Genomic DNA, 24,731 nt, shown 5'->3' with positions numbered 1-24,731 from the left:
TCAGGTGGTATCGCAGCGGGCGATGGCATCTATTTCCACCAGGTAACCATGGTGCAGACCGGCTACCGGTACCACGGCGCGAGCCGGCCGATGGCTTCCGATCAGTTGCCGGTACAGCTGGTCGAAGGCCGGCCAGTGCTCCACCCCCACCAAATACACGGTGACTTTCAGCAGGTCGTCGGGGCCGGAACCTGCCTCATCGAGGATTGCCAGCAGGTTGCCAAGGGCACGCCGGGCCTGTTCCAGGAACGGCTGCTCGGGCTGGTGCCTGCCGTCGGCCCTAACCGGCAGTTGCCCAGATACGTAGAGCAGGCCGGCATGGCCGATGGCCTGGGCATAGTGGCCTCCGGGAGGCGCCGCCTGGTTGCTGTGCACCTGGGTTATCAGCTTACCAGCCATGCAAGCGACTCCACCGATGAGCTTCGCTGCAGGCGTTGATCGCCTGGTAATGGGGAAACTGCGCGCCCGTTGCGCAGGCATGGTTGGGCAGGATGCGCAGGCGAGTGCCCAGCGGAAATCGCCTGGCCAGCTCGGCACCGGCCAACCCTGGCAACGTGACGATACCGTGCTCCTGATTGGCCGCGCTGAGCAGCATGCCGTCGATCCAGTGACCCGCCTGCGTGCACACCTGGCCATAGCCGAAGTCGCGCTGCTGATGCTGAGTGCCCCGGTCGCGGCTCATGGCCATCCAACCGGCGTCGACGATGATCCAGTTCTTGTCCGGCTGGTGGCCAATCACCTGGGTCAGGACGCTCAGCGCCAACTCCTCGGCCTGGCAGACGCCGATGTTGTACATCACCAGGTCGAAGAAGGCGTAGACGCCCGCGCGCACTTCCGTGACGCCGTCGAGTTCGCGAGCCGACAGGGCGGTTGGGGTGGAGCCGACGCTGACCTCGGGGCAGGGCAGCCCGGCGGCGCGCAGGCGCTCGGCGGCGGTGACGCAGGCCAGGCGCTCCTGTTCGGCCAGTTGCGCCAGTGCTTGGGGATCACTCAATGCATAGCTGGAGCCGGCATGGGTCAGTACGCCAGCGAGCGACAGCTGGCCCTGGGCAATCACCCTGGCGACTGCCAGCAGGGCTGGATCGTCGGCGCGTAGGCCGGCACGGTGGCCGTCGCAATCGATCTCGATCCAGACGTCGAAGGCTTGCCCCTGTTCGCTGGCGAAGCGGGAGATGGCCTGGGCGCCCTGCAGGCTGTCGGTGAGCAGCCCGAGCCGGCAGCCACGGCGCGCCAGATCAAGGGCCTGAGGCAGCTTGTCCGGGGCCATGGCGACCGCATACAGAATGTCGTCGATGCCGTGCTCGAAGCACCGCTGCGCTTCCCCGAGCGTCGAAACGGTCACGCCCGTGGCGCCGGCAGCGATCTGCGCGGCGATTACCGGCAGGCACTTGCTGGTTTTGACATGGGGGCGTAGACGCACGCCGAGGGCGTTCATGCGCCCCTGCATGCGTTGGATATTGCGTTCCAGGCGCGGCACGTCGAGAAGGGCGGCGGGCGTCTGCAACGTTGCGGGAGGCGTGATCATGATGAACTCCGGGCGGGTAGTGACGGCACTTTAGGGCGGTGAGCCAAGCCTGTGGTTAAATCATCTGTCATCTTTCATTAAGTGCTGATTAATGATCGCCATCGAGGATCTACGCCTGGCGGCCACCCTGGCCAAGGCTGACTCACTCAGTGCCGCGGCTCGTGCGCTCAACGTCTCGGCGCCGGCGCTATCGATGCGTTTGCGCAAACTCGAGGCTCGGCTGGGCGTGGCCCTTGCCAATCGCGACGCGCGGCGCCTGAGCCTGACGCTGGAAGGCGAGCGCTTTGCCAGGGAAAGCACGGCGCTGCTCGAACGCCTCGACATGCTGCCCGATTCCTTCCGCCAGCCAGACGCCCAGTTGGCTGGCCCCCTGCGTCTGGCCGCGCCCTTTGGCTACGGCCGCAAACGCGTGGCACCGGTGCTGGCTCGTTTCGCCCGGCTGCATCCGCAGGTGCAGGTGCAACTGGATCTGCGTGAGGCGCCGTGGCCGGACCGGCACGATAGTGACGCAGTCATCCACATCGGCCATGTCGACGATTCGGCCTGGACCGCTCGCCTGCTTGCTGACAATCAGCGCTGGCTGTGTGCGAGCCCGGCCTACCTCCAGCGGCACGGCGTTCCGCTGGAGCCCGAGGCGTTGGCGCAGCATCGCTGCATCTGCATTCGTGAAAACGACGATGACGTAACGCTTTGGCACCTGCGCAAGGGCAGCACGTTGCGCACCCTGCGGATCGAGCCGGCGATGCTCAGCAATGATGGTGGCGTCGCCCGCCAGTGGGCCGAGCAGGATCAAGGCCTGCTATTGCGCTCGCAATGGGATGTCAGCGAGGCCATCGCCAGTCAGCGCTTGTTGCGCGTATTGGCGGACTGGACGTTCGACGGTGCGCCGATCAATCTGCTGGTGCCGGCCCGTCAGCGACGCACCGCGCGGCTGCAGGCGCTGATCGATTTTCTCGTCGAGTCCTTGTGACCGTGGCGGACGATGCCCGAGCAAATTGCCGCCGAGCGAGGTGGGGAGGCAGGTATGGATAAATTGATGGCCTTGAAAGCCTTTGTGGAAACCGTGCGCTGTGGCGGGTTTTCCGCGGCCGGGCGGTCTCTTGGCGTGGCGACCTCGTCGGTGACCCGGCTGGTCAGCAGCCTGGAGACCGAGCTGCAGAGTGTGCTGGTCAACCGTAGCCCGCGGCAGGTCAGCGTGACCGAGGCCGGGCAGGCGTATTTCACCAAAGCGGTGGCGATTCTTGAGGCGCTTGAAGAAGCCGATGCTGCCATCGCCGATCGCGGTAGCCAGGCGCGGGGCCGGTTGAATGTCAGCGTGCCGGTGGAGTTCGGGCGGCGGATCATCGCGCCGCGCCTCGGGCGCTTGCTCGACCGGCATCCGCAGCTCGAGCTGAATCTGCGCCTGAGCGATGAGGTGGTCGACCTGCTCGGCGAGCGGGTGGATGTCGCGGTGCGCCTGGGTAGCACGCTGGTCAGCGACGATGTGGTCAGCCTCGGTGTCGGCCAGTTCCAGCGCTGGCTGGTGGCCAGCCCGGAGTATCTGGCGTGCCATGAGCCGCTCAGCGCGCCGCAGGACCTGCTGGCGCACGACTGCCTGCGCTTCGATTACGGCGCTGCCGGCCAAAGCTGGCAGTTCAGCGCCGGCAGGGAGATACAGCAGGTGGCGGTGCGCGGTCGCCTGCACAGCAACAACGCCGACGTGCTGCGTGAGGCGGCGCTGGCTGGGCAGGGCGTGGCGCTGCTGGCCGATTGGCTGGTCCGCGAGGATATTGCCAGCGGCCGGCTGCGGCGCGTGCTGGAGTCCTACGCTGTCAGCCCGGGCTCGGCCAGTGGCGCGATCAGCGTGCTGTATCTGCCCAATCAGCGTGGCTCGCGGCGGGTGGCTGCTTTCGTCGAGTTCCTGCGCGAGGTGCTGGCAGGTTGAGCAGCGGCGGCAGTGTTCGACCTGGTGCAACGCAGCGTTGCGCCGCTGGTGGATTCTGCCGAGGCGGCAGGCGTCATAACCTTTCATCAACCCTGGGCAATCGCGAAGCGCAGCGCCCGGGCTCCACTGATTCTTCATCTGTTTGAGCGATCCGCGCCCGGTCCGGGCCGTCTCATCGCGAGGTCATCATGAGCACATCATCCTCCAGCCAGCCCCACAGCCTTTCGCCGGCGCTGGTGCTGCTGTTCGCCTTCTGCTGCGGCGCCATCGTCGCCAACCTCTATTACGCCCAACCGATCATCGAGCTGATCGCGCCTGCGGTCGGCCTGTCGATGCACCAGGCCAGCCTGATCGTCTCGCTGACCCAGATCGGCTACGCCGTCGGCCTGCTGTTTCTGGTGCCCCTGGCCGACCTGCTGGAAAGCCGCCGATTGATGCTGCTGACCACTCTGGCGGCGATGGTCTGCCTGCTACTGGCAGGCTTTTCGAGCACACCCGGCGTGTTTCTCGCGCTGTCGCTGCTGATCGGCCTGAGCTCGGTATCGGTGCAGATGCTGATTCCCCTGGCCGCGCACCTGGCGCCAGAGACGAGTCGGGGCAGGGTGGTGGGCAACATCATGGCCGGTCTGCTGCTGGGCATTCTGCTGGCGCGGCCGGTGGCCAGCCTGATCGCCGAATATTTTGGCTGGCGCGCGGTGTACTTCATGGCGGCGGCGCTGATGCTCGGTATCGTGGCGGTGATCGCCACCACCATTCCCCGTCATGCGCCGGATAACCGCGGTCATTACGGCCATCTGCTGCTGTCGCTGTTCGGCCTGCTGCGCCGTTACGCTACCTTGCGTCAGCGCGCGCTGTACCAGGGCCTGATGTTCGCCTCGTTCAGCCTGTTCTGGACGGTGGCGCCGGTGGAGCTGGTGCGCCATTACGGCTTCAGCCAGACCCACGTGGCGCTGTTCGCCCTGGTCGGTGCCATCGGCGCTATTGCCGCACCGATTGCCGGGCGCCTGGCCGATGCCGGTCACACCCGCCGCGCCACGCGGGTAGCCCTGGTGCTGGCGCCGCTGGCCTTCGCGCTGACCCTGGCCAGCCCGCTGGCAGGTGTGATCGGCTTGGTGCTGTGCGCGGTGTTGCTGGATTTCGCCGTGCAGCTGAACATGGTGCTTGGCCAGCGCGAGGTCTATGCCCTGGAGCAGAACAGCCGAGCGCGTCTCAACGCGCTTTACATGACCAGCATCTTTATTGGCGGTGCCAGTGGCTCGGCCATCGCCAGCCCGATCTACGAGAGCTACGGCTGGCAGGGCGCGGCGCTGGCAGGCGCAGCGTTTCCGGCGTTGGCGCTGCTGCTCGCGCTGTGGCACGGGCGGCGCGCGGCTGGTGAACGGGGGCTGGCCGTCGGCAAGTAAGGGACGAAGGCGGCGCGCCGATCATCCGCTGGTGCGCCGCCAATCTGCTGGGCGCTGAGGAACCCGACCGATCTGCTGCGGTCTTTCAGCAGTCGGCCAAACCGGTGGCAGGCATGGCGTTGCGCCACTTTCGCGCCGGTTACAACAATTCGCCTGGCCGACGTTCGCGCGCTGCGTCGCATTGTGTTCCACCGCCGAGTGAAGATGGTTTTTATGTCCCTAGCCCGCCCCTTTTCTGCATCCTTTTCCCTGCCGACCGTTCGCGCGCTGGGGACCTGTGTTCTATCCGGCCTGCTGCTGATCGCAGCACCAGCCCATGCCCAACAAGCCAGCGACAACGTGCGCTGGGTCAGCGACAAACTGAACACCTATGTACGCAGTGGCCCGACCGAGGGCTACCGCATCGTCGGCACCCTGAGCTCCGGTACCCGCGTGCAGCTGCTGCGCACCCAGGGCGACTTCAGCCAGGTGCGTGGCGAGAACGGCGATGCGGTGTGGATTCCCAACAGCGACCTGCAGGAAGTGCCCGGCCAGGCCGAGCGACTGCCGGCGCTGGAGCAGAAGGTCACCGAACTGAGCACCGAGCTCAAGAACATCAACGAAACCTGGGAAACCCGCGTGCAGGGCATGCAGGAGACCCTCGACTCGCGCAAGAAACTGATCGACGAACTGGAAGCGAGCCGCAGCGCCCAAGATATCGAACTCAACCAGGCCCGCTCGGAACTGCGCGAAGCCCAGGCCCAGCTGGGCAGCGAGCAGAAACAGGTGCTGATGCGCTATATGGTCTACGGCGGCAGCATCGCCGGCGCCGGCCTGCTGCTCGGCCTGATTCTGCCGACCATGCTGCGCGTGCGTCGTAAGCGTAATGATCAGTGGATTTGAGTCGGTAGGCTTTTAGAGCTTCGCGCTTCGCATAGGCGAAGGATTCAGCGGTCCGCGACCTCTGTCCTATCTGTGGGAGAGGGCGGGGGCGCCCAGTCCATGCCCGCGAGAGGCAGTTACAGCGACTCGGTATGCCTGTTCAGATAACTGGGGCAGCTGATGGGAGTTCGCGCGCATGGCGCGCTCCCACATTCTTCGCATACTCCACAGTCGCTGCTCTTTCGCATCCAGTGGACGCTTCACTGACCACTGCAACTGAGCAAATCCCGACCTTCAATGCATCTCCGCCGCCACCGCCGCCCTGATCGCTTCGAGCAGCATCAGGCAGGCGGGGTTGTCGTTGTTGCTGCGCCAGGTCAGGTGCAGCTCGCTCTGGATACCTTCGCCCAGATCAATCTCACGAAAGCACACGTCCTTGAACACCACGTTGGTGGCGCAGCGTGGCACCAGGGCCAGGCCCATGCCGGCGTTGACCAGGGCCAGGATGGTCAGTGACGAGCCCAGCCATTGCACGTATTCCGGGGCCACACCGGCCGAGCGAAACATGCCGGTCAGCAGCTCGTTGAAAGGTGGGTAGGCGGCGTGGGAGTACATCAGAAAGGGCGCGCCATCCAGATCCCGGACGCTCACCTGACCGACCGCGGCCAGCGGGTGCTGGCGGGGGATGGCCAGCACGAAGGGTTCGCGTACCAGACATTCGTTTTCGTAGCCGGTCTGTAGCAGCGGCTGGCGCACGATACCCAGGTCGATGCGCCGGGTGCGCAGCGCTTCGTGTTGCTGGTGGGTGTTCATCTCGCTCAGGGAAATCTTCACCTGAGGCTGATTGAGGCGCGCTTCGGCGATCACCCGGGGTAAGAACTCGTACACCGCACTGCCGACGAAGCTGATGCTCACCGAGCCGATATCGCCGGCGGCGAAGCGCCGTGCCGAGGCGGCGGCCTGATGGGCGCGCTCCAGCAGGTTCTGCGCCTCGATAAAGAACGCCCGGCCTGCAGCAGTCAGCGCCACGCTGCGCGTGCTGCGGGTGAGCAGCTCGACGCCCAAACTATGCTCCAGCAGCTGGATCTGCCGGCTCAGGGGCGGCTGGGTCATGTTCAGCCGCTCGGCGGCACGGCGGAAGTTGAGTTCGGTGGCAACGGTGGTGAAGCAGCGCAGTTGAGCAAGCTCGAACATTGATCTAATCCAGGTATCAATCGAATGCCAATATAGATTAGACGGGATCAATGACTGCCGTACATGATCGTCTCCTCAATAAAAGGCGCCCCTGGAAAAGCTGACTCAAGGCCCTATCGCCAACGCCGTTTCAGTCAGTACCCAGCCATAGCCCTGCGCCGCGTCAAGGAGCTCAGAACGTGAAGATCAAACAGGTACGTGTCACACCAATCGCCTTTCGCGATGCACCTTTGCTCAATGCTAGCGGCATCCACGAGCCCTACGCGTTGCGTTCGATCATCGAGGTGGAAAGCGACAACGGTTACATCGGCCTGGGCGAAAGCTACGGCGATGCGCCGGTGCTCAGTGTGTTGCAGGCCATGCAGGAGTCGCTGGTCGGCCTGGACCCATTCGACCTCAACGGCCTGCGCGCTCGTGTGGTGAAGACCGTGGCCACGCTCAAGCCAGGCACCGCGGGCGCCGAACTGGCGCCGGGCTCGCACCCGAGCAAGCAGGTGGCCAATGCCTATTCGGCTTTCGAGGTGGCCTTTCTCGATCTGCAGGCGCGTTCCCTGGGCATGCCGCTGGTGGATCTACTTGGCGGTGCGGTGCGCGATCGCGTGCCGTTCAGCGCCTACCTGTTTCTCAAGTACGCCGAGCACGTGGGCTCGCCCTACAAGCCAGACCGCTGGGGCGAGGGCATCAGCCCCGAACAGATCGTTGCGCAGGCGCGCACCATGATCGAGGAGAACGGCTTCAAGAGCATCAAACTCAAGGCCGGCACCTTGCTTGGGCCGGAGCATGAAGTGGCGTGCATCAAGGCGCTGCGCCAGGCCTTCCCGGAGGCGCCGCTGCGTATCGACCCGAATGGCAACTGGTCGGTGGAAACCTCGCTGCGCATGGCCGAGCTGATGGGCGATGACCTGGAATACTACGAAGACCCGTGCCCCGGCCTGGAAGGCATGGCCGAGGTGCACAAGCGTACCGGTATCCCGCTGGCGACCAATATGGTGGTTACCGACTTCGACGAGTTCCGCCGCAGCGTGGCGCTGGGTAGCGTGCAGATCGTGCTGGCCGACCATCATTACTGGGGCGGCCTGCGCGAAACGCAGATCCTGGCGCGCATGTGCGACACCTTCGGCCTGGGCGTGTCGATGCACTCCAACTCACACCTGGGCATCAGCCTGATGGCCATGACCCATGTGGCGGCGGCGGTGCCGAACCTGTCCTACGCCTGCGACACCCACTATCCGTGGCAGGAGCCGGACGAAGAAGTGATCAAGGGCGGCAAGCTGCCCATCGTCGACGGCTGCGTGGCGCTGACCCGTGCGCCGGGCCTGGGCGTCGAGCTGGATTACGACCAGCTGGCCAAGCTCAACGACCAGTACCTGACCTGCGGCATCCGCTCGCGCAATGACGTGACCCAGATGCAGAAGTACGATCCGAGCTGGAAGGCGCTCAAGCCACGCTTCTGATCCTCATGCCGAGGCGGCCGTTCATGGCCGCCTCAATCCTTTCTTATAGTTGCTTGAGTAGTGCTAGCGCTGCTTGGCTTTCTATTACCTGCGCGTACTCATCCTGCAGATTGGCCAGGGCCATGGCATGCACCTCGTCGGCGCTGCGCCGCACGCCGTGGTAGTCGGTCTTGGCGAAGGTGAAGCAGCTATCGGCGACCACGTGGGTGGCGAACCCCAGGTTGCCTGCCGAACGTGCGGTTGCTTCAACGGAGTTGTTGGTGCTGACGCCAACGATCACCAGCGACTGGATGTCCCGCACCCGCAGCCAGCGCTCCAGCCCGGAGTTGATAAAGGCATCGGGCACGTTCTTCTCGACCACATGTTCATGGGGCAGCGGCCGTAGCGCGGGCTGAAACTCCACGCCTGCCTGGCCAGGCGCGAACGGTGAGCGCGGTGACTTGGAGATATGCCGCACATGTACCAGCGGTGCGCCAGCCAGACGCCAGGCTTGTAGCAGTTCGGCGATGTGCGCCGGGGCGTCGGGGTTGTTGCGCTCGCCGGCGGCCGGCTCGAGCATGCCGCGTTGCATGTCGATGATGATCAGGGTGGGCTTAGTCATGGATTACCTTGTGTCGGGAGGCAGGGCACTTCTGCGCCTATTACCTATCTATACAGTAATCCTTCTCCTATTCGACATTGCATCTTGCACGACCAGAATCTGGTTATCGTGCAGGATGCAAAGTTCATTTCTTTTTTTAATCTAAATAGTCCTTTTAAATCAGGCTCTTAGCTTTTATTAATAGCTGGCATGCACTCTGCAATATCCCTCGTACAAGGAACACCACTCAGAGGGTACGAGCCATGCAATACGCCATCCAGCACCTGATCGAAAGCCTCCCGGACTACGCCATCGATTTCAAGAAGCGCCCCGACGGGATGTTGCTGATGACATTGCGCAAGGATGGTGAAGTGGCTTTCGTCAAAGCCATCGACCGCCAGACCGTTTTCTGTGAAACCCGAGTGCAGGCGCTGCTGCATGAGATTCAGCGTGACAGCAAGCTGATCAGTGGTGAGATCAACTGGAAGGGGCAGGGCGCCCAGTGGATCGATCGCAGCCTGCCGACCTTCACCGGCGCGCCGATTAACCCGACCGCCGCCAAGATGATGTGGGCCCGTCGTGGCCGTGATGGCAGCTACCGCGCCACCGCCTGACTCTGAACCACCGGCTCAAGAAAAGCCCCGCCTCGGCGGGGCTTTTTCGTGATGTCTCGACAGTCTTCTAACCTCTTGAAAAGCAGAGTGCGGCGATGGGCCAGCACCTGTCACAAAAGCGTCACAGGATTGATGCAAAGTGCGGACTCCCGCTCACAAGGAGTCCCTAATGAAAAAGCTATTCAAGTCTGCCGCCATCGCCGTCACGGTTTCTCTTTGTGCCAGTTCCGTCTCCTTCGCCGCGGAAAACGTGCGCCTGACCGGCTCCGGTGCCAGCTTCCCGGCCCCGATCTACCTGAGCTGGTTCAAGGACTTCAGCAAGAACACCCCCGGCGTCACCGTCGACTACCAATCCAAGGGTAGCGGTGCCGGCGTACAGGATTTCCTGAACAAGACCGTCGACTTCGCTGCCAGCGATTCGGCGATGTCGGACGCCGATATCGCCAAGGTCGCCGAAGGCGTGCAGCTGCTGCCGATGACGGCAGGCGAAATCGTGCTGGCCTACAACCTGCCAGGCAACCCGAAGGGCGTTAAGCTGCCGCGCGACGTTTACTCGAACATCTTCCTGGGCAAGATCACCAAGTGGAACGATCCGCAGATCGCCGCGGCCAACCCTGAGCTGAAACTGCCCGACCTGCCGATCACCGTTGTTGTGCGCGCTGACTCCAGCGGCACCACCGCCGTATTCACCAAGCACCTGTCGGCCATCAACGCCGACTTCAAGAAAGAGCTGGGCGAGGGCAACACCGTCAACTGGCCAGGCAGCGACAAGTTCATCAAGTCGCCGAAAAACGATGGCGTGACCGCTACCGTTCGCCAGACCCCGGGCTCCATCGGCTACATCGAATACGGCTTCGCCAAACTCGCCAAGGTCGACTTCGCCGTGCTGCAGAACAAGGCCGGCCAGTATGTGGTGCCGAACGCGGAAAGCGGTGCCGAGGCGCTCGCCGCCGTGAAGATGCCGGAAAACCTGGTGGCCTGGCTGCCGGACCCGGACGGTGCCAAGTCCTACCCGATCACCACCTACACCTGGATGATCTTCCGCAAGGACAACGGCAACCCGGCCAAGGCCAAGGCCCTGCGTGACATGGTCGAGTACAGCCTGACCGAAGGTCAGAAGATCGCCGACTCGATGGGCTACATCCCGCTGCCGCAATCGGTCGTCGATCAGGTTCGCAAAGCGTCTGCCAACATCAAGTAATGCTCGCCCGGCCCCTTGCGGTGCAAGCCGCAAGGGGCCTGCAATTGCGTTGGAATTAGCCAATGACCAGCCCTTTCGTTGTTCCAGACAACCCCGACTCTGCCTGTCAGCCGCCTTCTACGAAGGATTTTCTGGTTGACCGGACCTTCCGCGCACTCTCCCGAGTGGGCGTGGTTCTGATTCTGGCCGTGGTCTTCGCCCTGGTGTTCGAGGTTGGGCGCAAAGCGCTGCCCGGCATGCAGGAATATGGTTTCGACGTACTGTTCGGCACCGTCTGGGATGTCAATCAGAACAAGTACGGCATTCTTCCTGCCATTTGGGGCACGCTGTACAGCGCCTTTATCGCCTTGTTGATCGCCGGGTTCTTCGGTATCAGCATGGCCATCTTCCTGACCCAGGATTTTCTGCCTGCCAAGCTCGCGGCGGTGTTTCGCACCATCGTCGAGCTGCTGGCGGCCATCCCCAGCGTCGTGTACGGCCTGTGGGGTATTTATGTGGTAATCCCGGCCATCCGCCCGCTGACCACCTGGCTGCACACCGAACTGAGCTGGATCCCTTTCTTCGGCACTTCGCTGAGCGGCCCGGGCCTGCTGCCTGCCGCCCTGGTGCTGGCGATCATGATTCTGCCGACCATCGCAGCGGTTTCTCAGGACGCGCTTTCCAGCGTACCGATGAAGACCAAGCAGGCCGCCTACGGCATGGGCACCACCCACTGGGAGGCGATTCTCAAGGTGATGGTGCCGTCCGCCGCGACCGGCATCTTCGGTTCTCTGGTGCTCGGCCTTGGTCGCGCGCTGGGGGAAACCATGGCCCTGGCCATGCTGGTCGGTAACGCCAACAGCATCTCCCTGTCGCTGTTCGCCCCGGCCAACACCCTGGCCGCGCTGCTGGCCCTGAACTTCCCGGAAGCCGGGCCGCGCGAGGTCGAGGTGCTGATGTACGCCGCCCTGGTGCTGATGCTGATCACCCTGATCGTCAACATCATCGGCTCGATGCTGATGGTCTACGCCCAGCGGGGCAATAAACAATGACCAACCTGACCGTTCCTCCCATTGAAATGCCGAGCCTGCAGCGCCGCTTCGAGGGCCGTGCGCTGCGCAGCCTGATGCTGACCAGCGTGGTCTGGGTCGTGGCGCTGCTGGCCAGTGTGCCGCTGCTCTCGGTGCTTTACATGCTGATCACCCGTGGCGGCGCGCGCCTGAGCCTGGAAGTGTTCACCGAACTGCCGCCCACCGGTTTCGAGACAGGTGGCGGCTTTGGTAACGCCATGGCAGGTACCTTCGTGATGGTCGGCATCGCGGCGGCCATCGCCGTGCCGGTCGGCATTCTGGCGGCGATCTTCCTGGCCGAACTGGGCCCGCACAGCAAGCTGGCCAATGCCGCACGCTTCGCCGCCAAGATGCTCACCGGCCTGCCGTCGATTCTCGCCGGGGTATTCGCCTACGCGCTGGTGGTCGTCACCACCGGCACCTACTCGGCCCCGGCCGGTGGTGTGGCGCTGGCGGTACTGATGCTGCCCATCGTCGTGCTGACCGCCGAAGAGGCGATGAAGATGGTGCCCAAGGTCATGAAGGACGCGGCCTACGGCATGGGCTGCACCCGCTCCCAGGTGATCTGGAAGATCATCCTGCCGACCGGCCTGCCGGCGATCCTGACCGGCGTGATGCTGGCCGTGGCCCGCGCCGCTGGTGAAACCGCACCGCTGCTGTTTACCGCGCTGTTCAGCAACTACTGGATCTATCACGACGGCGAACTGGCCGTGATGAATCCCACGGCCTCGCTCGCCGTGCTCATCTACAACTTCTCCGGCATGCCGTTCGACAACCAGCTTGAGCTCGCCTGGGCCGCTTCGCTGGTCCTGGTGCTGATCGTGCTCATGGTGAATGTCATCAGCCGTATTTTCGGTAAGCCCAAGTATTGAGAATCGGAGCACTCTGATAGTGAACCAGTTATCCGCACCAATCGCCGCGCCGTCCGAAACCCACGCACCCGTGGTCATGGACTGCAAGCTGGACAAGATTTTCTACGGCAACTTCCTGGCCGTGCGCGACAGCCATGTGCCGATCGAGAAGAACAAGATCACCGGCTTCATCGGCCCGTCCGGTTGCGGCAAGAGCACCGTGCTGCGCAGCCTCAACCGCATGAACGACCTGGTCAAAGGCTTCCGCTTCGAGGGCCACGTGCACTTCCTCGGCCAGGACGTCTACGGCAAGGGCGTCGATCCGGTGGTGGTGCGCCGCTACATCGGCATGGTGTTCCAGCAGCCCAACCCGTTCTCGATGAGCATCTTCGACAACGTCGCCTTCGGCCTGCGCCTCAACCGCTACAAGGGCGACCTGGGTGATCGCGTCAAACACGCCCTGCAAGGCGCAGCGCTGTGGGATGAGGTCAAGGACAAGCTCAAGGTCAGCGGCCTGTCGCTGTCCGGCGGCCAGCAGCAGCGCCTGTGCATCGCCCGCGCCATCGCCACCGAGCCGGAAGTATTGCTGCTCGACGAACCCTGCTCGGCGCTCGACCCGATCGCCACGCGCCGGGTCGAGGAACTGATGGTCGAGCTGAAGAAGGATTACACCATCGCCCTGGTGACCCACAACATGCAGCAGGCCATCCGGGTGGCCGACACCACGGCGTTCTTCTCGGTGGATATCTCCCAGGGTACCCGCACCGGTTACCTGGTCGAGATGGGCGCGACGGAGCAGATCTTCGGCAGCCCGAAAGAGAAGATGACCGAGGACTACATCAGCGGCAAGTTCAGCTAAGCGCCGCCAATCGTTGCAGGCCGCATGCCAGCACGAGCCCGAAAGGCTCGAACGGGTATCCGGCCGTTTTACCGTTTCAAGACTTTTTTCAGGAATGCCAATGCCTGCCAAGCGTCGCCTTGATTTACCTGCTGTGGAGCACGCCCTGCGTGAGGTGCAGAGCCGCTTCGCCGAGCTCAGCCGGCACTTCACCGAGCCCCGTGATCCGCTGACCGACGAAGTGCTGGAAAACGTGCTTGAGGGCTACGCGCTGATTGACGATTATGTCGCCCGCGGTATCGATCTGTTCGAGTTGCAGAATCTGAACCTGATGCTGGAGCTCAATGCCACCGTGCTCTGCGGGCAGAACGCGGCACATCGGCAGGAGTTCGCCCAGCACCTGGCGGCGACTGAAGCGCACTTCTTCAACAACATCGAAGGCGGGATCAAAGACGTGTTCAACTGGTATTGCGCACACCGCAGCGAGTCGGTCTGGAAGCGTGCCGCCGGCGTCTATGTGCGGATTCTCAGCAAGCCGCAGCTGTTCATCGAGGGCAACAATCGCACCGGCTCGCTGATCGTCAGCTACCTGCTGATGCGCGATGGTCAACCGCCTTTCGTGCTGACCCTGAAAAATGCCGAGGGCTACTTCAACCCCTCGTCGGTGATCCGCAACTCCGCCAAGCACGGGGTCAAGGCCTTGTACGAACTGCCCAAGATCAAGAAGAAATACGCCGCCTTTCTGGAAGACCAGTCGCCCGAGCGCAAGAAATTCTTCCTCAGCGAGAAGAAGCTCGCTGCCGAGCAGCGGTGGGAGGCGTAATGAACAAGCGTTTTGCAGCTCGCCTGTCTCACCTCACTGATCTGCCGACTTTGCAGAGCTTCAAAGCTCTGGTGCCGCTGGCTTCGTTCAAGCGCCAGCGCCTGCGTATTTCCTTCGATATCGACGACACCCTGGCCTGCCAGGCCCTGCACAGCGATGCCGAGCCGAGCAGGTTGCCGGCGTTCGTCCATCGCTGGCTCGGCGAGCCGCTGCGCATCGGCACCCGCTCGCTGATTCGCGAGCTGCGTCGGCAGAACTGCAGCGTGTGGATCTACACCTCCTCAGGGCGCACGCCTGCATACATACGGCGTTGGCTGATGCTCCACGGCATTCACGTCGATGGCGTGGTGAACAGCGTGCGCCACAAGCATGCACTGACGGCGCGCGGGTTGTCCCACGCGCCCTCGAAACTGCCATCGGCCTTCGATATCGACCTGCATGTCGATGACTCCGAAGGCGTGCAGATAGAAGGCCAGCACCATGGTTTTCGCGTGGTGGTGGTGCGCCCCGATGACCAGCAGTGGGCGCAGCAGGTGCTGGGCGCGGTGGCGCAGGTGCAGCGGCAGATGAGCCGACAGCAGGCCGTGCGCCGGGTCAAGGTGGGGCAGGTGTATTCATCCTGAGTCCAGGCCCGCTGAAGCGAGTTAGAACCTGCTCACGATCCTTATGCGCATGAAGCGGCAACTACAAGGGAGAAGCAGCCGTCACTGATACATTGTGGGAGCGGGCCATGCCCGCGAAAAAATCACGGGCATGGATTGGGCGTCCCCGCCCGTTCCCACGGGATAGAGGAGCGGCCGCTCCCGCCACTTCGCTGCCAAAGTCGACGAGCCTGGGCTGAAAGATCATGAACAGGCTCTTAAACAAAACGCCCGGCATCAGCCGGGCGTTTTGTTTGGGCTACTGCTCAGCCGGCCAGCACGCTGTCGACCAGCGCCTTGGCCTCACTCTGGATACGCTTGAGGTGCGCGTCGCCCTCGAAGCTTTCCGCGTAGATCTTGTAAACGTCTTCGGTGCCGGACGGGCGGGCGGCGAACCAGCCATTGTCGGTCACGACCTTGAGTCCGCCGATGGCCGCACCGTTGCCGGGCGCCTCGGTGAGAATCGCGGTGATCGGCTGGCCGGCCAACTCGCTGGCGGTCACCTGGGACGCCGACAGCTTGCTCAGGCGCGCTTTCTGTTCACGGTCCGCCGGGGCGTCGATACGCTGATAGACCGGCGCACCGAAACGCTCGGTCAGCGCCTGGTAACGCTCGCCCGGGTCCTTGCCGGTCACCGCGGTGATTTCCGCCGCCAGCAGGCCGAGGATGATGCCGTCCTTGTCGGTGGACCAGGCGCTGCCGTCCTTGCGCAGGAACGAGGCGCCGGCGGACTCTTCACCGCCAAAACCGAAACGGCCTTCGATCAGGCCGTCGACGAACCACTTGAAGCCCACCGGCACTTCCACCACGTCGCGGCTGATGCCCTTGGCCACGCGGTCGATCATCGAGGAGGACACCAGGGTCTTGCCGATGGCAGCCTGGGCGGCCCACTGCGGACGGTGGGTGAACAGGTACTCGATGGCCACGGCCAGGTAATGGTTGGGATTGAGCAACCCCACGGAGCGGGCGACGATGCCGTGGCGGTCGTGGTCGGTGTCGCAGGCGAAGGACACGTCGAAGCGGTCCTTGTTCTCGATCAGCCCGGCCATGGCGTGGGGCGAACTGCAGTCCATGCGGATCTTGCCGTCCCAGTCGACGCGCATGAAGCGGAAGGTCGGGTCGATACGGGTCGACAGCACCTCCAGCGGCAGGCCGAAGCGCTCGGCGATGCGCGTCCAGTAATGCACGCCGGCGCCGCCGAGCGGGTCGACCGCGAATTTCAGGCCCGAGCCGCGAATTGCCTGCATGTCGAGCACCTGCTCCAGATCGCCGACGTACTGTTCGATGAAGTCGTGGCGCTGGGTGGTCGGGGCTTTCAGGGCGCTGGCGTAGTCGATGCGTTGCACGCCCTTGAGGCCGGCCACCAGCAGTTCGTTGGCGCGCTCCTGGATCCACTTGGTCACGCCCGTGTCGGCCGGGCCGCCATTGGTGGCGTTGTACTTGAAGCCGCCATCGGCCGGCGGGTTGTGCGACGGGGTGATGACGATGCCGTCGGCCAGGCCGCTGCTGCGGCCCTTGTTGTAATCGAGGATCGCCTTGGAGATCGCCGGGGTAGGGGTGTAGCCCGGCTCGCCGGCGGTTTCGCTGCAGCCGGCATCGATGCGGGTTTCGATGCGGTTGGCGGCCAGCACTTCCAGGGCGGAAACGAAAGCGGGCTCGGACAGCGCGTGGGTGTCCATGCCGATGTACAGTGGGCCGTCGATACCCTGGCCGCGGCGGTAATCGCAGATTGCCTGGGTAACAGCGAGGATGTGCCATTCGTTGAAGCTGTTCTTCAGCGACGAACCGCGGTGGCCAGAGGTGCCGAAGGCCACCTGCTGAGCGGGGTCGCTCGGGTCCGGGCGTTCGCTGTAGTAGCGCGCCACCAGGCGAGGCAGGTTGACCAGGCTGTGCTCGTCGGGAAGTTGGCCCGCGGTGCTGTGGATGCTCATCAATCGTTCCTTTGACGGGGTAAAAGGGCCGGGCGGCTGTGGCGGCACGCCTGGCATCGGACTCGGGTTCGACACCAGGGCGGTGGGCTGGAGTTCCCCATACTCGCGTCGCGGATGATAAAGATTGCACGGCAAAGCGCCAGTACCCAGTTATTGGCCAGCTGGTCAGGATCGATTGCAGTTATGCAGGCTGTTGTGGGTGGGCGATAGATTTATTTAACGCACAAGATGATGGCTGTTTGATATTGTTCGGCCGTGTCTGCCAGAACATAGAAAGTGTGTGCTGGGCCAACAGGGAGTGGTTGGTAAAACGTTCCCTATATGGTGCCACCATGAATCTTCGTAGCCTCAATATCGCCCCCCGTGCTGCTCTGTGCTTCGCGCTCATTACTCTGCTGGTAATGGCGCTGGGCATCTTCTCACTGTTCAAACTCGCCGATCTCTACGACGCCGAGCAGGACATCGAAACCAACTGGATGGTCAGCAGCCAGGCCTCCGGCGAAATGCAGAAAGATCTGCTCAATATCCGCCTGGAGACCTTGCGCATGCTCGCCGTGGTAGAAAACACCGGCCAGGCCATTGACGAAAGCGTCGCCCAGCAATACCGCGGCGCCCTGCAGCAGGTGCTCGGTCAGTACGATCGCCACATGGTGTCCACCGAGGCCGAGCGCGCCATGTTCAACCGCATCAGCGCCAGTGCTCAGGCCTACCTCGACGGGCAGCAGCAGATCGTCCAGTTTCTGCACCAGAAGCAGCTGCCCCAGGCGCTTGAACTGGCCAACGGCAAGGTGCGTGACGACGGCAATTCGCTACAGAGCCAGCTCGACGAGCTGACCGCCTACAACATGCAGGGCGCCAAGCAGGCGGGCCTCAATGCCAGCACCATCTTCGACCATGGCCGTAACGGCGTACTGATCACCATCGGTATCGCGGTGCTGCTGACCGTGCTGCTGGCGACCCTGCTGACCCGCTCCATCGCCGCGCCAATCAGGGAAGCGCTGCAGAGCGCCGAGACCATCGCGTCCGGCGACCTGACCCGCGCCGTGCTGGTCAGCGGTAAGGACGAAGCCTCGCGCCTGCTGGCCGCCCAGGCAACCATGCAGAAGAACCTCAATGATGCGATCCGTCAGATCAGCGAGTCGTCCACTCAGCTGGCCGCTGCTGCCGAGGAAATGGCGTCGGTCACCGAGGAAAGCACTCGCAACCTGCAGAGCCAGAACGCCGAAATCGACCAGGCCGCCACGGCGGTAACGCAGATGAGCTCGGCTGTCGATGAAGTGTCACGCAACGCCAGCGGCGCCTCCGATGCGTCCCGCGAGTCGACGGTTTCGGCCAATGCCGGCAACCAGCATGTGGCCCGCACCGTAGCGGCAATCCGCAATCTGTCCGGTAACGTGATGGAGGCCTCCGATCAGGTGCAAGGCCTGGCCGATCAGGCGCGCGATATCAGCAAGGTGCTCGACGTGATCCGCAACGTCGCCGAGCAGACCAACCTGCTGGCCCTCAACGCTGCCATCGAGGCTGCCCGTGCCGGTGACCATGGCCGCGGTTTCGCCGTGGTGGCCGACGAGGTACGCGGGCTGGCCCACCGAACCTCGGCCTCGACCCAGGAGATCGAGCAGATGATCGCGGCGATCCAGGCCGGCACCGAGAAGGCCGTGCAGGCAATGCGCGGCAGCAGTCAGGAGGCCACCAACACCCTGCAAGTGGCCGACGAGGCGCGCGTCGCCCTGGGGCAGATCGTCGATTCCATCGGTATGATCAACGAGCGCAACCTGCAGATCGCCACGGCTTCGGAGCAGCAGGCCCATGTGGCCCGCGAGGTGGCGCCCCCCCCCCCCCCCCCCCCCCCCCCCCCCCCCCCCCCCCCCCCCCCCCCCCCCCCCCCGCCGGCGTGGCTATGATGCAGGCCATGAATGCCTCCCTGCCAATCCGTCATCCCTGCCCACCGGGCGCTTGCGACTGCGAGCGCGAGCAGTTGCTGGAACAGCCCGAGGCGGATCGGCGCATCCTGCTGCTGACCAAGGCCGAGGAAAAGCGCCTGCTCGAGCGCCTGGAAAATCTCGCCAACCTGGAAGACCTCGAACGCATGCAGCAGCGCATGTTCGAGCAGCTGGGCATTCGCGTCGACGTGGCACCGGGCTTCAACGAAGTGCGCAGCATGCGCGGCATCGCCATCGAGGTGCGCAACTTTCCTGGTCTTTGCCGCAAGACCCGCCAGGCGATCCCGGCCGCCATCCGCCGCGGTCTGGAGCGCCGCCCGGAAATCGCCTACGCACTGCTCAACGCCCATGACCTGTTCCGCGATCTTTGAGCTCGTCTACAGGTTCTTGCAGGGCTGCCCGAGGGCCTGGTAACGCGCGTCGAAATCTTCTGCCAGCGAGGCCACGCTGATCGACGCCAGCCGCTTTAGGAGCAGCGCCTGGGCCTCGTCGAACGCCTGACCAAGGGCCTGGTTGACGGCCTGTTCGACCAGGCAGGTAGGGTTATCGGTCGCCAGGCCGATGCTGAAGATCGACTGCGAGCCCAGCGCCTGGTGGATGTCCAGCAAGGTGATCTCGGCCAGCGGCCTGGCCAGCGACCAGCCGCCGTTGTGACCCTTGTCCGAGGTCACGTAGCCCTGGTCGCGCAGCAGGCCCATGGTGCGCCGTACCACCACCGGGTTGGTTTCCAGCATGCGCGCGATGGTCTCCGAGGTGGTTCGCTGCGCGTGGCGGTCCATATGGATCAGCACGTGCAGCATGCGGGACAGCCGGGTGTCGTTTCTCATGGGCGTCTCGAGGTGGAGGCAGTCGTGCAGAGTATGATTCGTAATGAATGAAGTTACGAGAGGTTGACCCTCCGATTGTATGTAACTTATGGTGTTGCATGATGGCTCGGTCTTCTCCCGAGTCGCGCATGGAGGAGCAACGCCATGAGTTATGACGCAATCATCGTCGGTGGCAGCTATGCCGGCTTGTCCGCCGGCCTGCAGTTGGCCCGCGCCCGACGCCGCGTGCTGGTGATCGACGCCGGCGTGCGGCGCAACCGCTTTGCCAGCCATTCCCACGGTTTTCTCGGCCAGGATGGGCGGGCGCCCGACGACATCGCCGCCGACGGGCGAGCCGAGTTGATGGATTACCCCAGCGTCACCTGGCAGGTCGGAGAAGCCGCCGAGGCGCAGCGCGAGGGCGACGGTTTCGTGGTCAGGCTGCGCGGTGGTCAGGCCCATGCCACCCGGCGACTGATCCTGGCCGGAGGCGTGCGCGACGAGCTGCCCGCCATCGACGGGTTGGCCGAGCGCTGGGGCCGTCATGTGTTTCATTGCCCGTATTGCCATGGCTACGAGCTGGATCAGGGCCGCATCGGCGTGCTGGCCGTGTCGCCCATGTCGATTCACCACGCCATGATGCTGCCGGACTGGGGCAGCACCACGTTCTTTCTCAACGGTGCATTCGTGCCCGATGCCGAGCAACTGCAGCAGCTGGCGCGCCGCGGCGTGGTGGTCGAGCCGGACCGCGTGCAATCGATCAGCGGCGAGCGCGTGGACCTCAACTTGACTGACGGCCGCCGCGTGGCACTGGACGGATTGTTCGTGATGCCGCGTACGCACCAGAACAATCCGCTGGCCACCCAGCTGGGCTGCGCGCTGCTGGAAGGGCCGATGGGACTCTACCTGCAAACCTCGGAAACTCAGGAAACCAGCGTGCCGGGCGTATTCGCCTGCGGCGATGCAGCATTGGCTGCCGGTTCCGTAGCGCTTGCCGTGGGCACTGGTGCACGGGCAGGGGCGGGGGCGCATCAGTCGCTGATCTTTCGCTAGCGCAGATCAATGAATCGGTGCGGGTGCTGGTGCATACTGGCGGCTTCTTCGCATCGACCTTCTGCGTGCCAATGACCGTTTCTCTACTGACTCACCTGCCGGGCCGGCGCCTCCTGCGTCACGGCTTGCTCATCGTGGCGAGCGCGCTGTTCACCCAGACGGCCCTGGCCGAAGCCGACATCGCTGCCGGCGAGGCACTGTTCAAGCGCGTCTGTGGCAACTGCCACAACGTCGGGCCGGGCGCGCGGGCGGCCTTCGGGCCACAGCTCAACGGGATTTTCGGCCGCCACGCTGGCGCCACCCAGGACTACAAGTATTCGCCTGCCATGCAGCAGGCGGACGTGGTGTGGGATCACGACACCCTGAGCGCCTTCATCAAGGATTCCGACAGCGTGGTGCCCGGCAACAAGATGCGCTTCTGGGGCATTGGCGATCAGGACAAGATCGATGGCCTGCTGCTATATCTGAAGGCTCAGCAGGATCACTGAGCGGCAGCAATCAATCTGAACGAAGGCCCGGCAGCTGGCTCTGAAATTGAACCAGCGGACGGCCTGGCCGTTCGCGATCCTCCCTTTCGCACCCCGGGATCGCTATGGCAGATGAACAACAGATCAACTGGCTGGTCGAGCAGTCCATGCTGCACACCGCCCGCCAACGCATGCGCCTGTATTCGGGCCAGGCCCGCTTGTGGCAGCAACCCTATGCACTGGCCCGGCCGCGCAGCGTCACCGCGGTAGCCTCGGTGTGGCTGGCGGTCTATCCCGCCTCGATCATCACGTCGCCCGATGGCTCGGTACTGCAGGCGCTCGGCGACGAGCGCTTGTGGGCGGCACTCTCCGAACTTGGCGTTCAGGGCATCCACACTGGGCCGCTGCGCCGTTCGGGTGGTTTGCAGGGGCGCGAGTACACGCCCACCGTCGACGGCAATTTCGACCGCATCAGCCTGGAGATCGACCCGCGCTTCGGCAGCGAGGAAGAGCTGGTGCACCTGAGCCGCGTGGCTGCGGCCCACAACGCCGTGACCATCGATGACTCGATCCCGTCGCACACCGGCAAGGGCGCGGACTTCCGCCTGGCGGAAATGGCTTATGGCGACTATCCCGGCCTCTACCACATGGTGGAAATCGCCGAGGCCGACTGGGAGCTGCTGCCGCCGCTGCCCGAAGGCCGCGATTCGGTGAACCTGTCGCCGGCCGCCGTCGATGCGCTGCGCGACAAGCACTACATCGTCGGCCAGTTGCAGCGGGTGATCTTCTTCGAGCCGGGCGTCAAGGAAACCGACTGGAGCGCCACCGGCGAGATCACCGGCGTCGATGGCAAGGTGCGGCGTTGGGTGTACCTGCATTACTTCAAGGAAGGCCAGCCGTCGCTGAACTGGCTGGACCCGACCTTTGCCGCCCAGCAACTGGTCACCGGTGAGTCGCTGCACGCCATCGACGTGATCGGCTCGCGGGTGCTGCGTCTGGATGCCAACGGCTTCCTTGGCGTCGAGCGGCGTAGCCAGGGCAATGCCTGGTCGGAGAGCCACCCGCTGTCGCTGACCGGCAACCAGTTGCTCGCCGGGATGATTCGCAAGGCCGGCGCCTTCAGTTTCCAGGAGCTGAACCTTACCTTGGATGACATCGCGTCGATGTCCCAGGGCGGTGCGGATCTGTCCTACGACTTCATCACCCGGCCGGCCTACCAGCACGCCTTGCTGACGGGGGAAGTCGAGTTCCTGCGCCTGATGCTGCAGCAGATGCACGATTTCGGCATCGACCCGGCGTCGCTGATCCACGCCCTGCAGAACCACGACGAACTGACCCTGGAACTGGTGCATTTCTGGACGCTGCATGCCAACGACACCTACGTGTTCCGTGGCCAGAGCCTGCCGGGCAGCATCCTGCGCGAGCATATTCGCGGCGAGATGTACGAGCGCCTGACCGGCGACCACGCGCCTTACAACCTGAAGTTCGTCACCAATGGCGTGGCCTGCACCACGGTGAGCATCATCACCGCGGCGCTGGGCATCCGTGACCTGAACGCCATTACCGACGCCGACATCGAGCAGATCCGCCGCGTGCACCTGTTGCTGCTGATGTTCAACGCCATGCAGCCGGGCGTGGTGGCGCTGTCGGGCTGGGATCTGGTCGGCGCCTTGCCGCTGGAGGCCGAGCAGGTGGCCGAGCTGATCGCCGATGGCGACACGCGCTGGATCAACCGCGGTGGCTACGACCTGGTCGACCTCGACCCCGAAGCGCTGCTGTCCGCCGAAGGTCTGCCGCGTTCACGCCAGCTGTACGGCAGCCTCAGCGAGCAGTTGCAGGACCCGCAGTCGTTCGCCTCCCAGGCGCGCCGGCTGTTCGCGGCGCGGCGCTCCCACGGTGTCGCCTCCAGCCGACAGATCGCCGTGCCGGTCACCGAGCATCCGGCGCTGCTGATCATGGTGCACGAGCTGCCGGCCGGGCGCGGCATCCAGGTCACGGCGCTGAATTTCGGCGCCGAGCCGCTCAGCGAGGTGATTACGCTGGAGCACGTCGAGCCGGGCCCGGTGGTGGACATCATCCACGAACGGTTGATGGGCGATCTGTCCGCCGATGGCGAGTTGCACATCCAGCTCGAGCCCTATGAGGGGCTGGCGCTGCGTATCGCCAGCATGGCGCCGGGTATCGCGCCTCTGGACGGCTGAGCGATATGCCTTTGCGCACTAAGCTCATAACCTGCGAGTAGTTGAGCGCACCTGCGGGTGCGCCGTATTGTCCGTGTTCTGGCCGGCCGTTGGCGCCGGCCACCTGTCGAGTTGAGGTGTCGATGAACGGCGAGTTTGCCATCCGCAATGACGATGGCGCCGAGGTTGATTACTGCTCCCGTCCCGTCAACTGGGACCTGGAACAGACCGTGGCCGGCCTGCGCGCGGCGCGTGCCGAATGGCGCAACCGCTCGGGCCGTCACCCCGAGTTGGGGGGCCGCGAGCTGCCATCGCGCCAGGCCATGGCGGCAATCTTGACGGGCCTCTGTGGAGCGCTGTTCCCGATGCGCCTGGGGCCTACGGAGTTGCGCGAGGAAAGCGAGGATTATTACGTCGGTCATACTCTGGACCGCGCACTCAATGCCCTGGTGACCCAGGTGCGCATGGAGTTGCGTTACGCGGCGCGCCAGCGCGGTGAGTTCGGCGATGACGTGGATGGCCAGGCGGTCGCCAACGTGCGTGATTTTGCCGCCGCATTGCCGGCGCTGCGCCGCTTGCTCGATCAGGATGTGGTGGCCGCCTATAACGGCGACCCGGCGGCGCGCAGCGTCGACGAAGTGCTGCTGTGCTACCCCGGCGTGCTGGCCGTGATCTATCACCGCCTGGCGCATCATCTGTACCGCGCAGGGCTGCCGTTGCTGGCGCGCATCGCGGCGGAGACCGCCCACGGCGCCACCGGTATCGACATCCATCCGGGTGCGCAGATCGGCCACAGCTTCTTCATCGATCACGGCACCGGCGTGGTGATTGGCGAGACGGCGATCATCGGCAACCACGTGCGTATCTACCAGGCCGTGACTCTGGGCGCCAAGCGCTTCACCAGCGACGAGAGCGGCCAGTTGCACAAGGGCCAGCCGCGTCACCCGATCGTCGAGGACGATGTGGTGATCTACGCCGGCGCGACCATCCTGGGGCGCATCACCATCGGCAAGGGCTCTGTCATCGGCGGTAACGTCTGGTTGACGCGCAGTGTCGAGCCTGGGAGTAATGTGTCCCAGGCGAGCGCTGAACGCAGCGGTTGCTGATCCCTGTCACAGGAAGGTCACGGGGATCCACTAGAATCGGTACGAGACCGAAGAGAGAGAAAGGAGAAAGCGATGGACGATTATCAGGAAGAGCTGCTCGAGTCCCGTGCCCTGGAACAGGACGTGCCCGAGTTTGCCGAAGACGCCACCGAGCTCTAGGCTCGCTGAAAAGTTGGGGGCGAGCCCTGACCACGATCAAAACAAAAGGCCCGATGCACATGCATCGGGCCTTTTTCGTTACAGCGGCAACCCCCTAGGGCGCCTCTAAAAACGTAGGCGAGGCAGTC

General features: G+C 64.2%; 24 protein-coding genes. 18 read left to right on the top strand and 6 right to left on the bottom strand.

Annotation, left to right across the window (positions count from 1 at the left end; translation table 11 throughout):
- Both PVA39_RS13295 and PVA39_RS13290 read right to left on the bottom strand, forming a co-directional pair.
- Positions 1-399 (bottom strand): RidA family protein, encoded by a 399-nt coding sequence (locus PVA39_RS13295; RefSeq protein WP_274124450.1) that lies wholly within the window; start codon positions 397-399, stop codon positions 1-3.
- Positions 389-1,525, bottom strand: coding sequence for a DSD1 family PLP-dependent enzyme (locus PVA39_RS13290; RefSeq protein WP_274124449.1), 1,137 nt, complete (start codon positions 1,523-1,525; stop codon positions 389-391). Before PVA39_RS13290 ends, PVA39_RS13295 begins: the two co-directional genes overlap by 11 nt.
- A 91-nt stretch (positions 1,526-1,616) precedes the next feature.
- On the opposite strand from PVA39_RS13290, the gene PVA39_RS13285 reads away from it, so the two are divergent.
- The 4 genes from PVA39_RS13285 (at position 1,617) to PVA39_RS13270 (ending at position 5,734) form a co-directional block, all read left to right on the top strand.
- The gene (locus PVA39_RS13285; protein ID WP_274124448.1) at positions 1,617-2,495 is read left to right on the top strand and encodes a LysR family transcriptional regulator; all 879 of its coding nucleotides are present in this window, start codon (positions 1,617-1,619) and stop codon (positions 2,493-2,495) included.
- A 54-nt stretch (positions 2,496-2,549) separates the two neighbouring features.
- Positions 2,550-3,449, top strand: coding sequence for a LysR family transcriptional regulator (locus PVA39_RS13280; protein ID WP_274124447.1), 900 nt, complete (start codon positions 2,550-2,552; stop codon positions 3,447-3,449).
- A 188-nt stretch (positions 3,450-3,637) separates the two neighbouring features.
- Positions 3,638-4,852, top strand: coding sequence for an MFS transporter (locus PVA39_RS13275; RefSeq protein WP_274124446.1), 1,215 nt, complete (start codon positions 3,638-3,640; stop codon positions 4,850-4,852).
- A gap of 213 nt (positions 4,853-5,065) precedes the next feature.
- The gene (locus PVA39_RS13270) at positions 5,066-5,734 is read left to right on the top strand and encodes a TIGR04211 family SH3 domain-containing protein (RefSeq protein ID WP_093503215.1); all 669 of its coding nucleotides are present in this window, start codon (positions 5,066-5,068) and stop codon (positions 5,732-5,734) included.
- A 273-nt stretch (positions 5,735-6,007) separates the two neighbouring features.
- Here the strand turns inward: PVA39_RS13270 and PVA39_RS13265 are convergent, their stop codons facing one another.
- Positions 6,008-6,907 carry a LysR substrate-binding domain-containing protein gene (locus PVA39_RS13265; protein WP_274124445.1) on the bottom strand — a complete coding sequence of 300 codons (900 nt, stop codon included), beginning with the start codon at positions 6,905-6,907 and terminating at the stop codon, positions 6,008-6,010.
- 179 nt (positions 6,908-7,086) lie between these two features.
- On the opposite strand from PVA39_RS13265, the gene PVA39_RS13260 reads away from it, so the two are divergent.
- The gene (locus PVA39_RS13260) at positions 7,087-8,361 is read left to right on the top strand and encodes a glucarate dehydratase family protein (RefSeq protein ID WP_274124444.1); all 1,275 of its coding nucleotides are present in this window, start codon (positions 7,087-7,089) and stop codon (positions 8,359-8,361) included.
- A gap of 43 nt (positions 8,362-8,404) precedes the next feature.
- Here PVA39_RS13260 and PVA39_RS13255 read toward each other — a convergent pair whose 3' ends face one another.
- Positions 8,405-8,962 carry a cysteine hydrolase family protein gene (locus PVA39_RS13255; RefSeq protein ID WP_274124443.1) on the bottom strand — a complete coding sequence of 186 codons (558 nt, stop codon included), beginning with the start codon at positions 8,960-8,962 and terminating at the stop codon, positions 8,405-8,407.
- Positions 8,963-9,204: 242 nt separating this feature from the next.
- Between PVA39_RS13255 and PVA39_RS13250 the strand changes: the two genes are divergently transcribed.
- The 7 genes from PVA39_RS13250 (at position 9,205) to PVA39_RS13220 (ending at position 14,940) form a co-directional block, all read left to right on the top strand.
- The gene (locus PVA39_RS13250; RefSeq protein ID WP_027904981.1) at positions 9,205-9,555 is read left to right on the top strand and encodes a DUF3509 domain-containing protein; all 351 of its coding nucleotides are present in this window, start codon (positions 9,205-9,207) and stop codon (positions 9,553-9,555) included.
- 169 nt (positions 9,556-9,724) lie between these two features.
- Positions 9,725-10,756 (top strand): phosphate ABC transporter substrate-binding protein PstS, encoded by a 1,032-nt coding sequence (gene pstS / locus PVA39_RS13245; RefSeq protein ID WP_013790900.1) that lies wholly within the window; start codon positions 9,725-9,727, stop codon positions 10,754-10,756.
- Positions 10,757-10,818: 62 nt separating this feature from the next.
- Positions 10,819-11,787, top strand: coding sequence for a phosphate ABC transporter permease subunit PstC (gene pstC / locus PVA39_RS13240; RefSeq protein WP_093503223.1), 969 nt, complete (start codon positions 10,819-10,821; stop codon positions 11,785-11,787).
- Positions 11,784-12,677 carry a phosphate ABC transporter permease PstA gene (gene pstA, locus PVA39_RS13235; protein WP_274124442.1) on the top strand — a complete coding sequence of 298 codons (894 nt, stop codon included), beginning with the start codon at positions 11,784-11,786 and terminating at the stop codon, positions 12,675-12,677. The genes pstC and pstA overlap by 4 nt, the downstream gene beginning before the upstream one ends.
- 76 nt (positions 12,678-12,753) lie before the next feature.
- Positions 12,754-13,515: a phosphate ABC transporter ATP-binding protein PstB gene (gene pstB, locus PVA39_RS13230; RefSeq protein ID WP_218571915.1), complete on the top strand. Its 762-nt coding sequence runs from the start codon at positions 12,754-12,756 to the stop codon at positions 13,513-13,515.
- 100 nt (positions 13,516-13,615) lie between these two features.
- On the top strand, positions 13,616-14,317 hold the full coding sequence (locus PVA39_RS13225) for a hypothetical protein (protein WP_013790904.1): 702 nt from the start codon (positions 13,616-13,618) through the stop codon (positions 14,315-14,317).
- Entirely contained in the window at positions 14,317-14,940 is a 624-nt protein-coding gene (locus PVA39_RS13220; RefSeq protein ID WP_274124441.1) for a hypothetical protein, read from the top strand. The genes PVA39_RS13225 and PVA39_RS13220 overlap by 1 nt, the downstream gene beginning before the upstream one ends.
- 284 nt (positions 14,941-15,224) lie before the next feature.
- Here the strand turns inward: PVA39_RS13220 and pgm are convergent, their stop codons facing one another.
- On the bottom strand, positions 15,225-16,889 hold the full coding sequence (gene pgm, locus PVA39_RS13215) for a phosphoglucomutase (alpha-D-glucose-1,6-bisphosphate-dependent) (RefSeq protein ID WP_192289705.1): 1,665 nt from the start codon (positions 16,887-16,889) through the stop codon (positions 15,225-15,227).
- 332 nt (positions 16,890-17,221) lie between these two features.
- On the opposite strand from pgm, the gene PVA39_RS13210 reads away from it, so the two are divergent.
- Together PVA39_RS13210 and PVA39_RS13205 are read left to right on the top strand one after the other, a co-directional pair.
- Entirely contained in the window at positions 17,222-18,793 is a 1,572-nt protein-coding gene (locus tag PVA39_RS13210; protein ID WP_274124440.1) for a methyl-accepting chemotaxis protein, read from the top strand.
- A gap of 8 nt (positions 18,794-18,801) precedes the next feature.
- A complete protein-coding gene (locus tag PVA39_RS13205) occupies positions 18,802-19,203 on the top strand; it encodes a hypothetical protein (protein ID WP_274124439.1) in 402 nt (133 codons plus the stop codon).
- Positions 19,204-19,209: 6 nt separating this feature from the next.
- Here the strand turns inward: PVA39_RS13205 and PVA39_RS13200 are convergent, their stop codons facing one another.
- Positions 19,210-19,659 (bottom strand): Rrf2 family transcriptional regulator, encoded by a 450-nt coding sequence (locus tag PVA39_RS13200; RefSeq protein WP_274124438.1) that lies wholly within the window; start codon positions 19,657-19,659, stop codon positions 19,210-19,212.
- Between the two features lie 144 nt (positions 19,660-19,803).
- Here PVA39_RS13200 and PVA39_RS13195 point away from each other — a divergent pair, with 144 nt between their 5' ends.
- From PVA39_RS13195 to epsC, 4 genes are all read left to right on the top strand, one after another.
- Positions 19,804-20,691, top strand: coding sequence for an NAD(P)/FAD-dependent oxidoreductase (locus PVA39_RS13195; protein ID WP_274124437.1), 888 nt, complete (start codon positions 19,804-19,806; stop codon positions 20,689-20,691).
- A gap of 23 nt (positions 20,692-20,714) precedes the next feature.
- Complete coding sequence (locus PVA39_RS13190) at positions 20,715-21,179, top strand: c-type cytochrome (protein WP_274124436.1); 465 nt, start codon at positions 20,715-20,717, stop codon at positions 21,177-21,179.
- Between the two features lie 104 nt (positions 21,180-21,283).
- Positions 21,284-23,359, top strand: coding sequence for a maltose alpha-D-glucosyltransferase (treS, locus tag PVA39_RS13185; RefSeq protein ID WP_443200964.1), 2,076 nt, complete (start codon positions 21,284-21,286; stop codon positions 23,357-23,359).
- 122 nt (positions 23,360-23,481) lie between these two features.
- Positions 23,482-24,444 (top strand): serine O-acetyltransferase EpsC, encoded by a 963-nt coding sequence (gene epsC, locus PVA39_RS13180; protein ID WP_274124435.1) that lies wholly within the window; start codon positions 23,482-23,484, stop codon positions 24,442-24,444.
- Positions 24,445-24,731: the final 287 nt, after the last annotated feature.

Source organism: Pseudomonas sp. CNPSo 3701 (assembly GCF_028674975.1).
In the GTDB taxonomy this organism is placed as follows: Bacteria; Pseudomonadota; Gammaproteobacteria; order Pseudomonadales; family Pseudomonadaceae; genus Aquipseudomonas; species Aquipseudomonas straminea.
This window is presented reverse-complemented; position numbering and strand designations above follow the sequence as displayed.

Excerpts from the sequence above, each read along its gene's own strand:
- PVA39_RS13295 (WP_274124450.1), bottom strand. The coding sequence starts at position 399 with ATGGCTGGTAAGCTGATAACCCAGGTGCACAGCAACCAGGCGGCGCCT.
- PVA39_RS13290 (WP_274124449.1), bottom strand. The coding sequence starts at position 1,525 with ATGATCACGCCTCCCGCAACGTTGCAGACGCCCGCCGCCCTTCTCGAC.
- PVA39_RS13285 (WP_274124448.1), top strand. The coding sequence starts at position 1,617 with ATGATCGCCATCGAGGATCTACGCCTGGCGGCCACCCTGGCCAAGGCT.
- PVA39_RS13280 (WP_274124447.1), top strand. The coding sequence starts at position 2,550 with ATGGATAAATTGATGGCCTTGAAAGCCTTTGTGGAAACCGTGCGCTGT.
- PVA39_RS13275 (WP_274124446.1), top strand. The coding sequence starts at position 3,638 with ATGAGCACATCATCCTCCAGCCAGCCCCACAGCCTTTCGCCGGCGCTG.
- PVA39_RS13270 (WP_093503215.1), top strand. The coding sequence starts at position 5,066 with ATGTCCCTAGCCCGCCCCTTTTCTGCATCCTTTTCCCTGCCGACCGTT.
- PVA39_RS13265 (WP_274124445.1), bottom strand. The coding sequence starts at position 6,907 with ATGTTCGAGCTTGCTCAACTGCGCTGCTTCACCACCGTTGCCACCGAA.
- PVA39_RS13255 (WP_274124443.1), bottom strand. The coding sequence starts at position 8,962 with ATGACTAAGCCCACCCTGATCATCATCGACATGCAACGCGGCATGCTC.
- PVA39_RS13250 (WP_027904981.1), top strand. The coding sequence starts at position 9,205 with ATGCAATACGCCATCCAGCACCTGATCGAAAGCCTCCCGGACTACGCC.
- pstS (WP_013790900.1), top strand. The coding sequence starts at position 9,725 with ATGAAAAAGCTATTCAAGTCTGCCGCCATCGCCGTCACGGTTTCTCTT.
- pstC (WP_093503223.1), top strand. The coding sequence starts at position 10,819 with ATGACCAGCCCTTTCGTTGTTCCAGACAACCCCGACTCTGCCTGTCAG.
- pstA (WP_274124442.1), top strand. The coding sequence starts at position 11,784 with ATGACCAACCTGACCGTTCCTCCCATTGAAATGCCGAGCCTGCAGCGC.
- pstB (WP_218571915.1), top strand. The coding sequence starts at position 12,754 with ATGGACTGCAAGCTGGACAAGATTTTCTACGGCAACTTCCTGGCCGTG.
- PVA39_RS13225 (WP_013790904.1), top strand. The coding sequence starts at position 13,616 with ATGCCTGCCAAGCGTCGCCTTGATTTACCTGCTGTGGAGCACGCCCTG.
- PVA39_RS13220 (WP_274124441.1), top strand. The coding sequence starts at position 14,317 with ATGAACAAGCGTTTTGCAGCTCGCCTGTCTCACCTCACTGATCTGCCG.
- pgm (WP_192289705.1), bottom strand. The coding sequence starts at position 16,889 with ATGAGCATCCACAGCACCGCGGGCCAACTTCCCGACGAGCACAGCCTG.
- PVA39_RS13210 (WP_274124440.1), top strand. The coding sequence starts at position 17,222 with ATGAATCTTCGTAGCCTCAATATCGCCCCCCGTGCTGCTCTGTGCTTC.
- PVA39_RS13205 (WP_274124439.1), top strand. The coding sequence starts at position 18,802 with ATGAATGCCTCCCTGCCAATCCGTCATCCCTGCCCACCGGGCGCTTGC.
- PVA39_RS13200 (WP_274124438.1), bottom strand. The coding sequence starts at position 19,659 with ATGAGAAACGACACCCGGCTGTCCCGCATGCTGCACGTGCTGATCCAT.
- PVA39_RS13195 (WP_274124437.1), top strand. The coding sequence starts at position 19,804 with ATGAGTTATGACGCAATCATCGTCGGTGGCAGCTATGCCGGCTTGTCC.
- treS (WP_443200964.1), top strand. The coding sequence starts at position 21,284 with ATGGCAGATGAACAACAGATCAACTGGCTGGTCGAGCAGTCCATGCTG.
- epsC (WP_274124435.1), top strand. The coding sequence starts at position 23,482 with ATGAACGGCGAGTTTGCCATCCGCAATGACGATGGCGCCGAGGTTGAT.